General features: G+C 54.7%; 15 protein-coding genes. 7 read left to right on the top strand and 8 right to left on the bottom strand.

The genetic code is table 11. The features are described from left to right. Positions 1–44 precede the first annotated feature (44 nt). From dxs to CPA50_RS15825, 4 genes are all read right to left on the bottom strand, one after another. Positions 45–1,976: a 1-deoxy-D-xylulose-5-phosphate synthase gene (gene dxs / locus CPA50_RS15840; RefSeq protein WP_096783486.1), complete on the bottom strand. Its 1,932-nt coding sequence runs from the start codon at positions 1,974–1,976 to the stop codon at positions 45–47. 169 nt (positions 1,977–2,145) lie between these two features. Continuing rightward, a complete protein-coding gene (gene ispA, locus CPA50_RS15835; protein WP_096783485.1) occupies positions 2,146–3,042 on the bottom strand; it encodes a (2E,6E)-farnesyl diphosphate synthase in 897 nt (298 codons plus the stop codon). After that, positions 3,042–3,296 carry an exodeoxyribonuclease VII small subunit gene (locus tag CPA50_RS15830; RefSeq protein WP_096783484.1) on the bottom strand — a complete coding sequence of 85 codons (255 nt, stop codon included), beginning with the start codon at positions 3,294–3,296 and terminating at the stop codon, positions 3,042–3,044. The genes ispA and CPA50_RS15830 overlap by 1 nt, the downstream gene beginning before the upstream one ends. A gap of 55 nt (positions 3,297–3,351) precedes the next feature. After that, complete coding sequence (locus CPA50_RS15825) at positions 3,352–4,125, bottom strand: NRDE family protein (protein ID WP_096783483.1); 774 nt, start codon at positions 4,123–4,125, stop codon at positions 3,352–3,354. Positions 4,126–4,214: 89 nt separating this feature from the next. On the opposite strand from CPA50_RS15825, the gene CPA50_RS15820 reads away from it, so the two are divergent. The 4 genes from CPA50_RS15820 (at position 4,215) to CPA50_RS15805 (ending at position 7,294) form a co-directional block, all read left to right on the top strand. Continuing rightward, on the top strand, positions 4,215–5,012 hold the full coding sequence (locus CPA50_RS15820; RefSeq protein WP_096783482.1) for a sulfite exporter TauE/SafE family protein: 798 nt from the start codon (positions 4,215–4,217) through the stop codon (positions 5,010–5,012). Between the two features lie 10 nt (positions 5,013–5,022). Then, positions 5,023–5,811, top strand: a complete 789-nt coding sequence (lgt, locus tag CPA50_RS15815) for a prolipoprotein diacylglyceryl transferase (RefSeq protein WP_096783481.1) — start codon at positions 5,023–5,025, stop codon at positions 5,809–5,811. Beyond that, positions 5,808–6,647, top strand: coding sequence for a thymidylate synthase (locus tag CPA50_RS15810; protein WP_096783480.1), 840 nt, complete (start codon positions 5,808–5,810; stop codon positions 6,645–6,647). Before lgt ends, CPA50_RS15810 begins: the two co-directional genes overlap by 4 nt. 131 nt (positions 6,648–6,778) lie before the next feature. Further along, complete coding sequence (locus CPA50_RS15805) at positions 6,779–7,294, top strand: dihydrofolate reductase (protein WP_096783479.1); 516 nt, start codon at positions 6,779–6,781, stop codon at positions 7,292–7,294. Here CPA50_RS15805 and CPA50_RS15800 read toward each other — a convergent pair. Beyond that, on the bottom strand, positions 7,273–8,784 hold the full coding sequence (locus CPA50_RS15800; RefSeq protein WP_096783478.1) for a DEAD/DEAH box helicase: 1,512 nt from the start codon (positions 8,782–8,784) through the stop codon (positions 7,273–7,275). The genes CPA50_RS15805 and CPA50_RS15800 overlap by 22 nt on opposite strands. 197 nt (positions 8,785–8,981) lie before the next feature. On the opposite strand from CPA50_RS15800, the gene CPA50_RS15795 reads away from it, so the two are divergent. Then, positions 8,982–9,770 carry an acyl-CoA thioesterase gene (locus CPA50_RS15795; RefSeq protein WP_096783477.1) on the top strand — a complete coding sequence of 263 codons (789 nt, stop codon included), beginning with the start codon at positions 8,982–8,984 and terminating at the stop codon, positions 9,768–9,770. A 17-nt stretch (positions 9,771–9,787) separates the two neighbouring features. Here CPA50_RS15795 and CPA50_RS15790 read toward each other — a convergent pair whose 3' ends face one another. Both CPA50_RS15790 and CPA50_RS15785 read right to left on the bottom strand, forming a co-directional pair. Next, positions 9,788–10,687, bottom strand: a complete 900-nt coding sequence (locus tag CPA50_RS15790) for a haloalkane dehalogenase (protein ID WP_096783476.1) — start codon at positions 10,685–10,687, stop codon at positions 9,788–9,790. Positions 10,688–10,832: 145 nt separating this feature from the next. After that, on the bottom strand, positions 10,833–11,186 hold the full coding sequence (locus CPA50_RS15785; protein WP_096783475.1) for a hypothetical protein: 354 nt from the start codon (positions 11,184–11,186) through the stop codon (positions 10,833–10,835). Positions 11,187–11,301: 115 nt separating this feature from the next. Between CPA50_RS15785 and CPA50_RS15780 the strand changes: the two genes are divergently transcribed. Continuing rightward, on the top strand, positions 11,302–12,363 hold the full coding sequence (locus CPA50_RS15780) for an AI-2E family transporter (protein ID WP_096783474.1): 1,062 nt from the start codon (positions 11,302–11,304) through the stop codon (positions 12,361–12,363). Positions 12,364–12,495: 132 nt separating this feature from the next. Continuing rightward, positions 12,496–12,885, top strand: a complete 390-nt coding sequence (locus CPA50_RS15775; RefSeq protein ID WP_096783473.1) for a peptidoglycan-binding domain-containing protein — start codon at positions 12,496–12,498, stop codon at positions 12,883–12,885. A gap of 101 nt (positions 12,886–12,986) precedes the next feature. Here the strand turns inward: CPA50_RS15775 and ilvD are convergent, their stop codons facing one another. Continuing rightward, positions 12,987–14,822, bottom strand: coding sequence for a dihydroxy-acid dehydratase (gene ilvD, locus CPA50_RS15770; RefSeq protein WP_096783472.1), 1,836 nt, complete (start codon positions 14,820–14,822; stop codon positions 12,987–12,989). Positions 14,823–14,942: the final 120 nt, after the last annotated feature.

The raw sequence follows: 14,942 nt of genomic DNA, 5'->3' as shown, positions 1-14,942 counted from the left end.
TTTACATCAGGGCTGTTTTCAGGTCAGAGCATCGGGGCGTGTTTCTATTTGACTGCTTTGAGCCTCTGATGTTGCAGCCGCTCCATGCGGGCATTTATGGCAGAGAAGATGCCCTGGGCGTCCAGTCCGCAGTCCTTGAGTAATTCTTCGTGTTTACCGTGATCAATAAAGGTGTCTGGTAATCCAAGCTGAAGCACCGGCATGGAAATTTCCTGGCTGTTCAGGAACTCGGTGACAGCGCTTCCTGCGCCGCCGGCGATGGTGTTCTCTTCCAGGGTAACCAGCAGATCATGCTGTTCTGCAAGCTCGAGAATCAATGTCGTGTCCAGGGGTTTTACGAAGCGCATGTCGGCCACCGTCGCCCCCAGTTTTTCTGCAGCCTCCAGAGCTTGTGTGAGCAGTGTGCCAAAGTTGAGAATGGCGATGCTGCTGCCTTCCCGAACCTTGTGCCCCTTGCCGATTTCCAGGGGGGTAAGCTCTTTCCGGATTTCTGCTCCCGGCCCGTTTCCTCTTGGATACCGCACGGCCGCCGGCCCTTCAAACAGCAAGCCGGTATGCAGCAGCTGACGGGTTTCGTTTTCATCGGACGGTGTCATCAGCACCATGTTCGGAATGCAGCGGAGGTAGCTGATATCAAAGGCCCCGGCATGGGTAGGGCCATCCTCGCCAACCAGCCCCGCCCTGTCGATGGCGAACAGCACATCCAGATTCTGTATGGCTACGTCGTGTATCAACTGATCGTATGCCCGTTGCAAAAACGTGGAGTAAATCGCTACTACGGGCTTCGCGCCGTCGCAGGCCATACCCGCCGCAAGCGTTACTGCATGCTGCTCGGCAATGGCCACGTCAAAGTAGCGATCCGGGAAACGCTCTGAGAATGCCAGCAGGTCTGAGCCTTCGCACATAGCGGGCGTAATGCCGTTTACCCGCTCATCCAGCTCTGCGGCATCACAAAGCCATTGTCCGAACACATTGGCGTATTTCTGTCTGGTTGGTGCGGGGTTAAGTGGTTCCGGTTTACTGGGTGGCACCGGCTCAATTTTATTGATGGCGTGGTAGCCGATGGGATCCGCTTCAGCCGGAGCAAAGCCTTTGCCTTTGGTTGTGACGACATGCAAAAACTGTGGGCCTTCCAGCTCGCGGATATTTTCCAGGGTCTCGACCAGCAAGGGCAGGTCATGGCCATCAATGGGACCGATGTAATTGAATCCCAGCTCCTCAAACAGAGTGCCTGGGGCAATCATGCCCTTGAAGTGCTCTTCGGTTTTCTTTGCGAGCGCCATCAGATTGGGTGCGCCCTGAAGTACCTTCTTGCTGCTGTCGCGAACCTGGTTATAGGTGCGGCTTGAAAGCAGCTTGGCGAAATAGTTGGACAGGCCGCCGACATTACGGGATATCGACATGTCGTTATCATTAAGTATCACCAGCATATCTGCGTGCAGGTGGCCGGCGTGGTTGAGTGCTTCAAAGGCCATGCCCGCCGTCATGGCACCATCACCGATCACTGCAATACTTTTGCGGCCCGTGTTCTGCTCACGGGCAGCTACAGCCATGCCCAGCGCTGCACTGATGGAGGTGCTGGAGTGACCTACGCCGAAGGTGTCGTATTCGCTTTCAGCGCGTTTCGGAAAGCCGGCCAGTCCGTTTTTCCGGCGTATACTGCCCATTTGTTCACGGCGGCCAGTGAGAATCTTGTGTGGATAGGCCTGATGGCCAACATCCCACACGAGGCGGTCTTCGGGTGTATTAAAGGTGTAGTGCAGCGCCACAGTAAGTTCCAGCACTCCAAGTCCGGCTCCGAAATGTCCGCCGGTCTGACCGACAGTCCATAACAAAAACGCCCTCAACTCTCTGGCAAGCTGGACAAGCTGGTCAGACGGAAGCTCCCGTAACCGGGCGGGTACGTCAACCCTGTCCAGTAGCGGTGTGTTTGGCCGCTGTGACGGGATTTCCTTGAAAATATAAGTGTCCTGCATCTACTCGAGTCTTTTCCGGGATGTTCGGTAACTGGCCATCATTATAGGGGAACAGGGGTGCCTGTTTCACACATGTCGGGCCATATGTTACGAAATTGTACTTGGCCAGTGTGCGCTTTCGCGGCACCCGGGTTCAATGGTGAACTTAGTGAAAGCGTCAGGTGAAAGCTCAATGAGTTCTTTCTACCACGTAACCTGCCATGGCTCTCAGGGGATCGGCTTCCGGCCCGAAGTCCTGAAGGCTTTCCAGGGCGTTGCTGAGCAGTGAGGCAAGGTGCTCCCTTGCGCCCGCAAGCCCAAGCAGGGCAGGGTAAGTCGGTTTGGAGCGGGCAATATCGGAACCCTGGGGTTTGCCGATGATTTCTGTATCGCCTTCGATGTCGAGGAGGTCATCCTGAACCTGAAACGCCAGTCCGAGGGCTTTGGCATAGCTTGTCAGTGCGTTCAGTGAATGTTCACTGACTCCGGGAGTGGCCAGTGCTCCGATCCGGACGCTGGCTTCAATCAGGGCTCCGGTCTTATGCCTGTGCATGTTTTCGAGCTGGGCGAGGGTCAGGCTTTTGCCAACGGACTCCAGGTCAATCGCCTGGCCGCCCACCATGCCGTGATGTCCACTCGCCCGGGCAAGTTCCTTGATCATTGCAAGCCGGGCGGATGCTTCGATGCCGGGGGCGTCTGCCAGCCATTCAAACGCCAGTGCCTGCAGGGCATCGCCAGCCAGAATTGCGGTAGCTTCATCAAAGGCGATATGTGCTGTTGGCCGGCCCCGGCGCAACTCGTCGTTATCCATAGCCGGGAGGTCGTCATGCACAAGAGAATAAGCGTGGATCAGTTCCACGGCGCAGGCCGGAACCAGTGCGGTATCATCACTCAGCCCCAAAGCATTCGCAGCAGCGAGGCTCAAGGCTGGCCGAATACGTTTGCCGCCACCCAGAACGCTGTAACGCATAGCCTCCTGGAGCCGTTCAGATGCGGAGCTGGATTCAATGCGATGAGACAGTTCCGCGTCCACGCGGGTACGACAGGTTTCCAGGAAATCCACTTTAGGAGAGCTTCCGTTGTGCATCAGTCGGCGTCATCCGGCAAAAATGGGCGGGTTTCCAGGGTTCCGTCGTCGTTCTGCACCAGTTGCTCAACCCGTTGTTCGGCACTTTTCAGCGCCTGCTGGCATGCCCTGGTCAGTTTTACGCCACGTTCGAAGGCTGTCAGCGACTGTTCGAGGGACAAGTCCCCCTGCTCCAGATTACGTACCAGCATTTCCAGCTCATCAAGAGATTTTTCAAAATCGGCAATGGATGTGGTGTCTTGTTGACCAGCCATCGGCTGCCCTCCGATCGGGTGAACGAATTTCGCGGATTATATCAGAGGCTGAGCTCTATCGCTGCCAGTGGAACTCCCGGTATTCTTCAGGGCTGCCTTCGGGAGCCCAGCTCTGTTCAGTAACCCTGACTTCACCTGTGTCCGAGACGCTGACGATCGTTGTTGCACGGGTGCCATATTCGGCTCCGGTGATAAACGGTGATGAAAGAAAGCGTTCGGTATCACGATTTACGCCGGTATCCGGCAGCAGGTGGTCTGGTGCTGGCGTCGTGTCCTGTAGCAGCAGGGCGAGATCTCTGTGCAGATCACCGGAACTGCTTCCTGCCGACTTTACGGTGCGGTCTACAGCTTCTCTGAGGCGCACCAGTTTTGGCCAGGGCGTCTGAAGTAAATGGTTGCTAAGGCCATATATCCCACGATGAATAGCGCGGCCCGGGTGTGCATCGCGATTACTGAAATACCATCCTGCGGTGTCATCCAGGCTGACGAGGTTGAATCCGGCATACCGCGTGGCCGTATTCGTCAGGCTGGTCTGAAGCTGTGCCTCAGGCTCCGTAAGCGCCCGCAGGGGGAGTTCGCCGCGGCTTATCTGACCGGCTTCGGGAGTGCCTTCCCTTACGTTGGTTACGGCAGCAACCCTGCCGTTGGGAGAAACTGCGAGCCAGGTTCCACCGGATTTCAGATCCCTGCCGGAAAGCACCCGGTTCCCGGAGTCTGTTGTCCACCAGTCGAGAGGAGCAGTGGGCCGACGGAAAAACTCATCCCGATTGGCGGCGACGACCAGCGGAAAACGGGCGCTCTGGCCAAGAGAAAATGCGATCAGGCACATGCAGGGCTGTTCTCCCGGGTAAAGGGGTATTTGAAGTTGTTGCTGGTGTGTATCATACCAGCCTTGTTTTCCCGGATGTGTGAGCAGCTATGTCCCTGTTGTCCGTATTTTCTGTTTATCTGGCGCTTGGCGCCTTTGCCGGAACCCTGGCTGGACTGTTTGGTATCGGCGGTGGCCTGATAATTGTTCCGGTGCTGATATTCAGTTTCGGGCTGCAGGGTTTCAGCCCGGAAATAGCGGCTCATATGGCTGTTGGTACGTCGCTGGCAACCATTGTTTTCACCTCCGTAAGCTCTATCCGTTCGCATCATAAACACGGGGCGATACGTTGGGATATTTTTCGTCCGATGATCTTTGGAATTGTCGCTGGCGCTTTTATTGGTGCCTGGACAGCTTCGTTACTTAGTGGGTCAGCACTGGAACTGATCATCGGCATATTTGTCATCCTTGTGGGTTTCAAAATGCTGCTCGATGTAAACCCCTCACCCGGCAGGAAGTTGCCAGGCAAGGCGAGCCTTGGTGCGGCGGGGGCTGGGATAGGCTGGGCCTCGGCTATTTTCGGAATTGGCGGTGGCACTCTCACCGTACCCTACCTGAGCTGGTGCAACGTCCGCATGCAGCAGGCGGTTGGTACTTCTGCTGCGTGTGGGTTACCTATTGCTGTGGCCGGCGCCATGGGTAATGCCTGGACAGGGTGGCACGAGCCTGCATTGCCGGAATACAGTCTTGGCTTTATTTATTTGCCTGCGCTGATCGGGATTATTATGACCAGCGTGGTATTTGCACGAGTAGGGGCGAATCTGGCGCACCGGCTTAATGCCAGGGTGCTGAAGCGTATATTTGCCCTTATGCTTTTATTGATTGGCCTTCGTTTTCTTCTGAGCTGAGAGGTTTTTGATGCTTCAGCATCCACAGATAGACCCGGTAGCTATTGCTATCGGGCCATTAAAGATTCACTGGTATGGACTGACTTACCTGGTGGGTTTTGTTGCTGGCTGGTGGCTGGGCCGCCTGCGCGCCCGCAAACCGGGCTCCCCGATAACAGAAGAACAGATGGGCGATCTTCTTTTCTATCTGGCGCTTGGGGTTATCCTGGGGGGGCGCTTTGGTTACGTTATCTTCTACAACTTTGATGTTTTTCTTGCGGACCCCTTATGGCTCCTGCGTGTATGGGAAGGTGGAATGTCCTTCCATGGCGGGCTGCTTGGCGTCATGTTTGCCATGTGGTTGTACGGCCGCAAAATCGGCACAGGGTTCTGGCGCCTTGCTGATTTTGTTGCGCCACTGGTGCCGGTAGGTCTTGGGGCCGGACGAATTGGTAACTTTATTAACGGAGAGCTTTGGGGCAAGCCCACGGACCTGCCTTGGGGTATGGTGTTCCGGCAGGCTCCGGACGCCTTGGCACGACACCCGTCCCAGCTATATCAATTTGCCCTTGAGGGCGTACTGTTTTTTATTATCCTCTGGTGGTTTTCCTCCAGGCCGCGTCCAAGAATGGCAGTGTCAGGATTGTTCCTGATTTGCTATGGAATCTTCCGTTTTCTGGTGGAGTTTGTGCGCCAACCGGATGCTCAACTGGGCTACCTGGCGTTTGACTGGCTAACCATGGGGCAAGTACTTTCTTTCCCGATGCTTCTGGCCGGAGTTGTTTTGATGTTTATTGCTTACCGGAGAAATGCGGAATGAAGGCCTATCTCGATCTTATGCAGGATGTAGTCGATAACGGATTCGATAAAGGCGACCGCACTGGTGTTGGTACCCGCTCTGTTTTCGGGCGTCAGATCCGCTTTGATCTTCAGAATGGCTTCCCGTTGGTGACCACCAAGAAAGTGCACCTGCGCAGCATTATTTACGAGTTACTCTGGTTTCTGAATGGCTCTACGGATAATAGCTGGCTGAGAGAGCGAAAGGTTTCCATCTGGAATGAGTGGGCATTGGAGAATGGTGACCTGGGGCCTATTTACGGGAAGCAATGGCGTAGCTGGCAGTGCCCGGACGGCCGGGTGGTAGATCAGATCAGCGAGGTTATTGACCAGATTCGCAACAAGCCAAACTCCCGTCGTCTGATTGTCTCTGCCTGGAATCCGGCGGAACTTCCGGACGAATCAGTCGGTCCCCAGGACAACGTTCGTGAAGGGCGTATGGCCCTGGCTCCCTGCCACTGCCTTTTCCAGTTTTATGTACTTGATGGCAGGCTTTCCTGCCAGTTGTACCAGCGTAGTGCCGACCTGTTTCTGGGAGTGCCGTTCAACATTGCATCCTATGCGTTGCTGACCCACATGATCGCCCAGCAGTGTGACCTTGAAGTCGGTGAGTTTGTGCATACCTTTGGCGACTGCCATCTGTATCAGAACCACCTGACAGAGGACATTGTATTTGAACAGTTAAAGCGTGAACCAAAAGCTTTGCCGAAACTGGTTATCCAGCGTAAGCCAGACTCAATATTTGATTACGAACTGGAAGACTTCGAATTCGAGGGCTACGACCCTTATCCAGGCATTAAAGCACCCATAGCAATATAAACCTGGCAAGCTTCGCGCGACGTTTGATCGCAAGCGTACACGGACGTATTCACAGCGGTTTTTGGAGAGCCGTTTTGCATCCTTGCAGCCGCGAAGCCCAAAGCAAAAAGCCCCGAGTCAAAGGAACCAGCATGCGTAAAGCCCTCATAGTAGCCATGTCCCGAAACCGGGTAATCGGCAAAAATAACAAACTGCCCTGGTATCTGCCGGGCGACCTGAAGTACTTCAAACAAGCCACCATGGGCAAGCCCATCATAATGGGCAGGAAAACCTGGGATTCCATTGGCAGGCCACTGCCGGGCCGGATGAACGTGGTGATTTCCCGGGATGCCGGGCGTGAAGCGCCGACAGGAACGGTTACCGCCAAATCTCTGGAAGAGGCGCTGATAAAAGCAGAAGCACAGGCTGAACTGGATGGCGGCGATGAAGTGATGATTATCGGGGGAGGGCAAATCTATACAGAAGCGCTACCCATGGTAGATCGCATTTACATCACGCAGGTGCATGCCGAAGTGGATGGTGATGCGTATTTTCCGGAAGTGAACTGGGATGAGTGGAAAGAAATCGGACGGGAGGATTTCTCCGCGTCCGATAACAATCCTTACGACTACAGCTTCGTCGTATATCAGCGCTTGGCGTCTGACTGACGGGGAGGGCGCTTGCCACCTTTGGCGGGTGGTTTGCCGCGAGCACCGGCGCCGCCAGGGCCACCACGTCCTTTATATCCACCTTTTGGCGGTCCCTTACGGAACTCACCCGGGCGTCCGCCCTTGCGATCACGGCGGGGAGGAGCCGAAGATACTACCGGAAGGGCTTCCGGCTGCTCCAGTGGCAGTGAGCCGGGTTGCATTGCTTCCATCCAGCAGGCAAGAGCACCGGCAACCATGGCAATATCCATTTCGTTGCGTTCGGCGATTTCGTCGAGCAATGCCATGGACTTAGCGAGCTTCTTGTCTTCGGCGTAGCTCAGAAGCTGGGACTCAAACTGCTCTTCACGCATTTTTTTCAGTTCAACCGGTGAAGGCAATTCGTAGGCTACCATGGGCGAGTTGGTAGCGCGCTCAAGGGTGCGCAGCCAGCTTCGCTCACGAGGAGTTACCAGCAGAATGGCTTTTCCTGTTCGCCCGGCTCGACCGGTACGACCAACCCGGTGGATGTAGGCTTCAGTGTCGTAGGGCACATCGTAGTTGATAACGTGTGTAATTCTGGGTACATCCAGACCACGGGCCGCAACGTCGGTCGCAACAATAATGTCTTTCTTGCCGCGCTTCAGATCTTCAACGGTCTGCTCGCGCTGCCGTTGGTTCAGATCTCCATTCAGAGGTGCCACGGCGTGACCGCGGGCGCTGAGCTTCTCGGCCAGCAGAGTGGTTTCTGCCTTGGTGCGCACAAAGATAATCGCGCCTTCGATCGGCTCTACTTCCAGAATGCGGGTCAGTGCGTCCAGTTTGCGCTCTGCATAAACCGGCAGAACAAACTGGGCAATACGGTCAACCGTGCGGGTTTCGCTTTCGATTTTCACTTCAACCGCATCGTTCAGATAGGTTTGAGCTACCTTCTTGATTTGCGGTGGCATGGTGGCAGAGAAGAGTGCACGCTGACAGTTTTCTGGCGTTTTGGAGAGAATGGCTTCTACGTCATCAATAAAGCCCATGCGCAGCATTTCATCAGCTTCGTCCAGTACCAGAGCCTTCAGGTTACCCAGCCTCAGAGTGCCTTTGCGAAGATGGTCGAGCATGCGGCCAGGGGTGCCAACGATAACCTGGGCGCCGCGCTTGAGGCCTTTGATCTGAGGATAAAAGTCCTGGCCGCCATAGATAGGCAAAACATGAAAGTTACGGAATTTCGCAGCATAAGAGGTAAAGGCTTCAGCAACCTGGATAGCCAGCTCTCGCGTGGGTGCCAGAACCAGAATCTGAGGTTCTGTCACAGATGCATCTACCCGGCTTAACAGCGGTAGTGCAAAGGCAGCGGTTTTACCCGTGCCGGTCTGGGCAACGCCCAGTAGATGTTTGCCAGCGAGCAGTGCTGGAATGCACTGGGCCTGGATGGGCGTTGGGGTTTCATAGCCGATAGCAGATACAGCTTCAAGTACGGCTGGATCAAGCCCCAGTTCAGCAAAAGACAATTCAGACATTGATTTACTCGGAATTCGGGAGGTAGAGCATTGCCGGGCAACGCATTATGTGACGATATTATAACCGCTTTTTGTCAGTTTTAATACGTAAAATCGCGCGTAGTTTGTAGGTAGTTGCCGGGGCGCCAATATTGCGTTGCGCTCGTATTTTGGGCAACCTTCTGTTTTCTCCGATAGGTTGCTAACAGGAAAGCGCTATGACCTTTGATGAAATTATTGCCGCCGGTCGCACAGGTAAAGAGTTGGAAATGCCTGCGACCTGGTCTCAGGGGCGCGCAACGTTTGGCGGTCTTGTAACCGGTCTGCTTTTTGATCGTATGGAGCGTATGGTTGCTGAAAACAGGCCTGTGCGTTCCATGCATGTGTCTTTTGTGGGGCCGGTAGAGCCTGGAGTCCCGGCTGTTTTTGATGCAGAGATTCTGCGTGAAGGCAGGTCGGTGAGCCAGGTGGAGGGCAGGATCGTCCAGAACGGAGAGCCCCGGCTCGTTTGTCTGGCGGGTTTTGCCGGTGACAGGGAGTCCGCTGTGCGTATTGACGGAGTGTCTGCTCCTGAGGCGAAATCAGTGGATCAGTGCCAGGGATTGCCCTATATCGAGGGTGTGACTCCGGGGTTTATCAGGTACATCGAGATGCGCCTGGCATACGGTAGCTTGCCGTTCACGGGTGGAAGTGGGCGTGAGATGGGCGGATGGATGCGGTTCCGTGAAGTGCCTGAGGCTATGACCGACGCTCACATCGTGGCATTGATTGATGCATGGCCTGCGCCGGTTCTTCAGCACTTCAAGTCTCGTGTGCCAGCCAGTTCGTTATCCTGGACGCTGGATATCATTCATCCCAGGCCGCCAGTCGAAGCTGGTGACTGGTTGTTGTATAAGGCAAAAATTGATCAGGCCGGTAATGGCTACTGCCATTACGATGCCGAGATCTGGACGCATCGAGGTGAGTTGCTGGCCATCAGTCGCCAGACTGTAACTGTATTCGGGTAGTGGTTTCAGGCAGCGGTTCAGGCTGCCATTTCGGCCCTTAGCGCATCAATTATAATCCGTGCGAAATCTTCGGGAGAATCTTCCTGCAGGAAGTGCCCCCCGCGCAGCGTTATGTGGGGTTGCCCGAGTGCGCCCGGGACGCGGCGCTGCATGTAGCGGTCTCCTCCACGGGTTATGGGGTCGCCGCTGCTGAAGCAGGTAATGAAGGGTTTCCTCCAGGTGTCCAGAACTTTCCATGCAGCCTTGTTGGCGTTACTTGCAGGGTCGCTCGGAGAAATGGGTACAAGCTTGGGGAAGGCGCGTGCGCCTGCTTTGTACTCTGTTGACGGGAAGGGCGCCTCATAGGCCGCAAGTTCATGTTTGTTCAATGTACGTTCGGTTCCGAGCTGCACAATCCGGCTGACCGGAAACCAGGGGCTGTGGGTCGCGAAAGCCTTCCATATAGTGAACGCTGCAGGCGCCCGGGTGTCGCCGGTTGGAAGCATGCCATTGGCAACGATGATGCGCTGGAACCGGTTTGGCAGTTCCGCTGCAAGTCGCAAACCCAGGAGTGAACCCCAATTCTGGCAAACCAGTGTTATGTTTCTGAGATCCAGGGCTTCGAGCCAGTTTTTAAGCCATTCCATGTGACGGCTGTAACTGTAGTCGTTTATCGAAGCGGGCTTGTCTGACTTGCCAAAACCTACAAGGTCTGGCGCCAGTACCCTGTGGCCTGCATCAACCACCAGTGGAATCATGTGGCGGTAGAGGTAAGACCAGGAAGGCTCTCCATGGAGCATAAGCACGGGCGATGCACCTGCTGGACCTTCGTCAACATAATGCATCCGCAGGCCGGGTTCGACCTCCCGGTAGTGAGGGACAAAAGGGTAATCCAAGAGACCCGTAAAGCGGTCCTCATCGGTTCTCAGAATACGCATGCCATCGACTGTCCTGACTGATTGGTTGCGTGATTGTCAGGGTTTCCAGTTTCCGGAACCGCTACAACACTCTTCAGGACAAAAGGATAAATCAGTTGGAGATTTTATGTGTTTGAGTTGCGTAACAGAGCGTTGTGGCTTTGAATCAGACGCCGTCCGGGTCAACATCCGGGCGGCGGTTGGAGCGTTTGTCGTCCCAGTTCAGGCTTTTAGGGTCGTACCAGCCGATAGCATTGAGTACTTTTTCACGCGTGGTAGCTGAAAGAGTTGGCCACAGCTCATGGAAATCGTCCAGCCCCTGATCGCGAAAGCGCTGCTGTTTGCTCTGGAGACGGTTTATAATCCGCGGCAGTTGCAGAGCCTCTCCCAACTGTCCCGGCACCAGAACCTCCTGCCCCAGAATCTTTCGGCGATGAGTTCTTGCGGCCAGCACCCGCCGCAGTTCCGCAGCGGCGTCCAGGGCTGTTTCTGTGGTAAAGGTTTCCAGTTCCAACGCCATGACCTGTTTAATAGCTGATCAACAACCTTTAACTATAACCTGAAGCGTGCGCCAGTGGCCATGTGGGCATGTTAGGCTAATATGCGTCTGAACCATATCTGGGATAAACGGAATTATGTACGAGAAACTTGAGACACGGACTTTTCTTGCCATGCTGGTTGGCGTATCTCTCGCTTTCGTGTTTCTTATGAAACCTTTTGTTGGGCCTATCTTCTGGGCAATCGCGATTGCACTGATTTTTTATCCTTTCCAGGTGTTTCTGGTAAGCCGGCTTGGCGAACGCCCAAATGTAAACGCCTTGATCACTTTAACGGTCTGCATGCTGATCGTGGTGATTCCGGTACTGGTGCTGGTGACATCTCTCGTAGCTGAGGGATTGGGGATATATCAGCAGATTCAGGACGGAGAGATAAGGCCGGGCGAGTATATTGATCAGGTGAACAACTCCTTCCCGGCTATCCAGTCACTATTGGCTCAGTTTGATATCAACTTTAGCGAAATCCGCGACCGGGTCGTCAATCTGTTTGTAGGCGGCAGTCAGTTTCTTGCCAAGCAGGCGTTGGGTGTTGGTCAGAACACCTTCCAGTTCTTCCTTGGGCTGGCTCTTATGGTGTATCTGGCATTCTTCCTGTTGCGCGATGGCAGCAAACTGGTTGATTTGCTGATTCGTGCACTTCCCTTGGGGGATGAGCGTGAACGCCTGTTATTTGCCAAATTTGCTGAAGTAACCCGCGCGACGGTTAAGGGCAACCTGCTGATTGCTATCATTCAGGGGGCTCTGGGGGGCATTATTTTCTGGGTCCTCGGGATTGGCGGGGCGCTCCTGTGGGGCGTGGTTATGGCTATGTTCTCATTATTGCCGGCGGTGGGCGCGGCGCTGGTGTGGGTACCTGCAGCGATCTATCTGGCTGCTGTGGGTGATGTTGTTCAGGCAGTGGTGCTCACTATATTTGGCGTAGTCGTAATAGGGCTTGCTGATAATATTCTGCGACCGATACTGGTTGGCCGGGATACCAAATTACCTGATTACATCGTGCTGCTTTCCACCCTGGGTGGCATCGCAATGTTCGGTATCAACGGTTTTGTAATGGGCCCGCTGGTTGCCGCATTATTTATGGCCTTCTGGGGCATTTTTATCCGGGAGTTCAGCGAAGAGGCTCAAAGATCAGGATGGTAGTGTCGACTAAGGCGACATGAGATGAAAGTGTGCTAGTCTTTTATCTGTTCGCCCTAGCCTGTGGAGATCGGCACCACGCGACAGGAAAAAACGGATATCACTGAGATATCAGGAGTACAACAGGTGAGGATCATGAAAAACACGGTCACCCGTATGGGTTATTTTGCGCTCGCAGCCGGCACGGCAATGGTGTTGGGTTATACGCCTGCAGTGTTCGCCGATGAGACGGTTGCGCTCAAGAATGCTCTGTACGGAGCAGGATATAATATCGTGAATGTGGATTCCGGAATGGATGACGCAACCCGGTCCGAACTATCTCGTTTCCAGAAAGATAATGGTCTTCAGGCAAACGGGATTCTGGATGAGGCAACAAAAAAAGCGCTGGGCATGATTAATGTTCAGGTTGCAGCAGTTGCTCCTTCTCGCCAGCCTGAAAATGTTCAGTCAGCAGCTGGTAAGTCAAAACCTGCCGAGGAAGGCGCGGTTAAGGAAAAAGAGGGTGGTGGCTGGTCGTTATTCTGACCGGCAGCCATGTTTTTAAGGGGTGGATGCCCTGCGATATTCTGAAGTATAAAAAAACCGCGCAGGTGGCCTGCGCGGTTTTTTTTATATAAGAATCCGGATTAATCGAGCTTTTCCAGATCTCTTACAGCTCCTTTGTCAGCACTTGTAGCCAGCAGTGCATAGGCTTTCAGTGCTGCTGATACTGCACGCTTTCTGGGTAGCTCCGGCTTCCAGCCCTTCGCATCCCGCGCTGCACGGCGACGATCAAGCTCCTTCTGGTCCAGCTGAACATTGATAGACCTCTGGGGAATATCGATAAGGATCCGGTCGCCGTTTTCAATCAGCCCGATAGCCCCGCCAGCCGCAGCTTCCGGAGAAGCATGGCCGATGGAAAGTCCTGATGTGCCGCCCGAGAATCGTCCGTCGGTCAGCAGAGCACACTCTTTGCCCAGCCCTTTGGACTTGAGGTAGCTGGTCGGGTATAGCATTTCCTGCATGCCCGGACCGCCTTTAGGACCTTCGTAGCGGATAATGACCACTTCGCCGGATTTGACTTCGTCAGCCAGTATGCCCGCAACGGCGGAGTCCTGGCTCTCAAAGACCCGGGCTACGCCTTCAAATACGTAGATGCTCTCGTCTACACCTGCGGTTTTTACTACGCAGCCGTCAACGGCGATGTTTCCGTACAGAACGGCCAGACCGCCCTCGGAACTGTATGCATGCTCGACGGACCGGATACAGCCTGTCTCACGATCACCGTCCAGGCTTGGCCAGCGGGTGTTCTGGCTAAAGGCCGTCTGGGTTGGAATGCCAGCGGGTCCGGCTTTATAGAACTCAACAACCTCTGGAGGTGGGGTGCGCATGATGTCCCAGGTTTCCAGAGCTTCTTTCATGGTTTTGCTATGAACTGTGGGCAGATCGGTATTGATCAGGCCTCCGCGTTCCAGTTCTCCGATAATCCCCATAATGCCACCGGCCCGGTGCACGTCCTCCATGTGGTATTTGGGGGAGTTCGGTGCCACTTTGCATAACTGAGGCACTCGCCGGGAAAGTTGATCAATCTCATTCAGGGTGAATGGCACCCCGCCTTCCTGTGCGGCAGCCAGCAGGTGCAGAATGGTGTTGGTGGATCCGCCCATGGCGATATCCATAATCATGGCGTTCTCGAATGCTCCCATGGAGGCAATGTTTCTCGGCAGAACGCTGTCATCATCCTGTTCGTAGTAGCGCTTCGCGTTCTCTACAATCTGGCGGCCGGCTTTCAGGAATAGCTGCTCCCGGTCGGCATGGGTGGCCAGCATAGAGCCATTGCCGGGCAGGGCCAGGCCAATGGCTTCGGCCAGGCAGTTCATGGAGTTTGCAGTAAACATGCCCGAGCAAGAGCCGCAAGTGGGGCAGGCGCTGCGCTCATACTCTGCAACTGTTTCATCATCGGCGGTGGGGTCTGCGGCAATAACCATCGCGTCGACCAGGTCCAGTTTGTGCTCGGATAGCTTGGTCTTGCCAGCCTCCATAGGGCCGCCGGAAACGAAGATGGTCGGAATGTTCAGGCGCATGGCGGCCATCAGCATACCCGGTGTTATTTTATCGCAGTTGGAAATGCACACCAGCGCGTCTGCGCAATGGGCATTTACCATATATTCAACAGAGTCAGCGATTATTTCGCGGGATGGCAGGGAATAGAGCATGCCGTCGTGACCCATGGCGATGCCATCATCTACTGCGATGGTGTTGAACTCTTTGGCTACACCACCTGAGGCCTCGATTTCGCGGCACACGAGCTGTCCCAGATCTTTGAGGTGGACGTGTCCAGGCACAAACTGGGTAAAGGAGTTGGCAACGGCAATAATTGGTTTGCCGAAATCGTTATCTTTCATGCCGGTTGCGCGCCAGAGGGCGCGCGCGCCGGCCATGTTGCGACCTGCGGTGGATGTCCGCGAACGATACTGAGGCATGGTGCTCTGATCTCTCTGTATAAATACGTGATGAGGACTGATTAGACCGTAAAGGATACCAGATTAGCTCCCGTGCGCATGGTTGTTTTCCCGCATGCTGGTTACAATAGGTAACAGATA

It is taken from the genome of Marinobacter sp. ANT_B65, assembly GCF_002407605.1.
Lineage (GTDB): Bacteria > Pseudomonadota > Gammaproteobacteria > Pseudomonadales > Oleiphilaceae > Marinobacter.
Note: the sequence above shows the minus strand (reverse complement) of the source record. Positions and strands in the feature narration are given on the sequence as shown.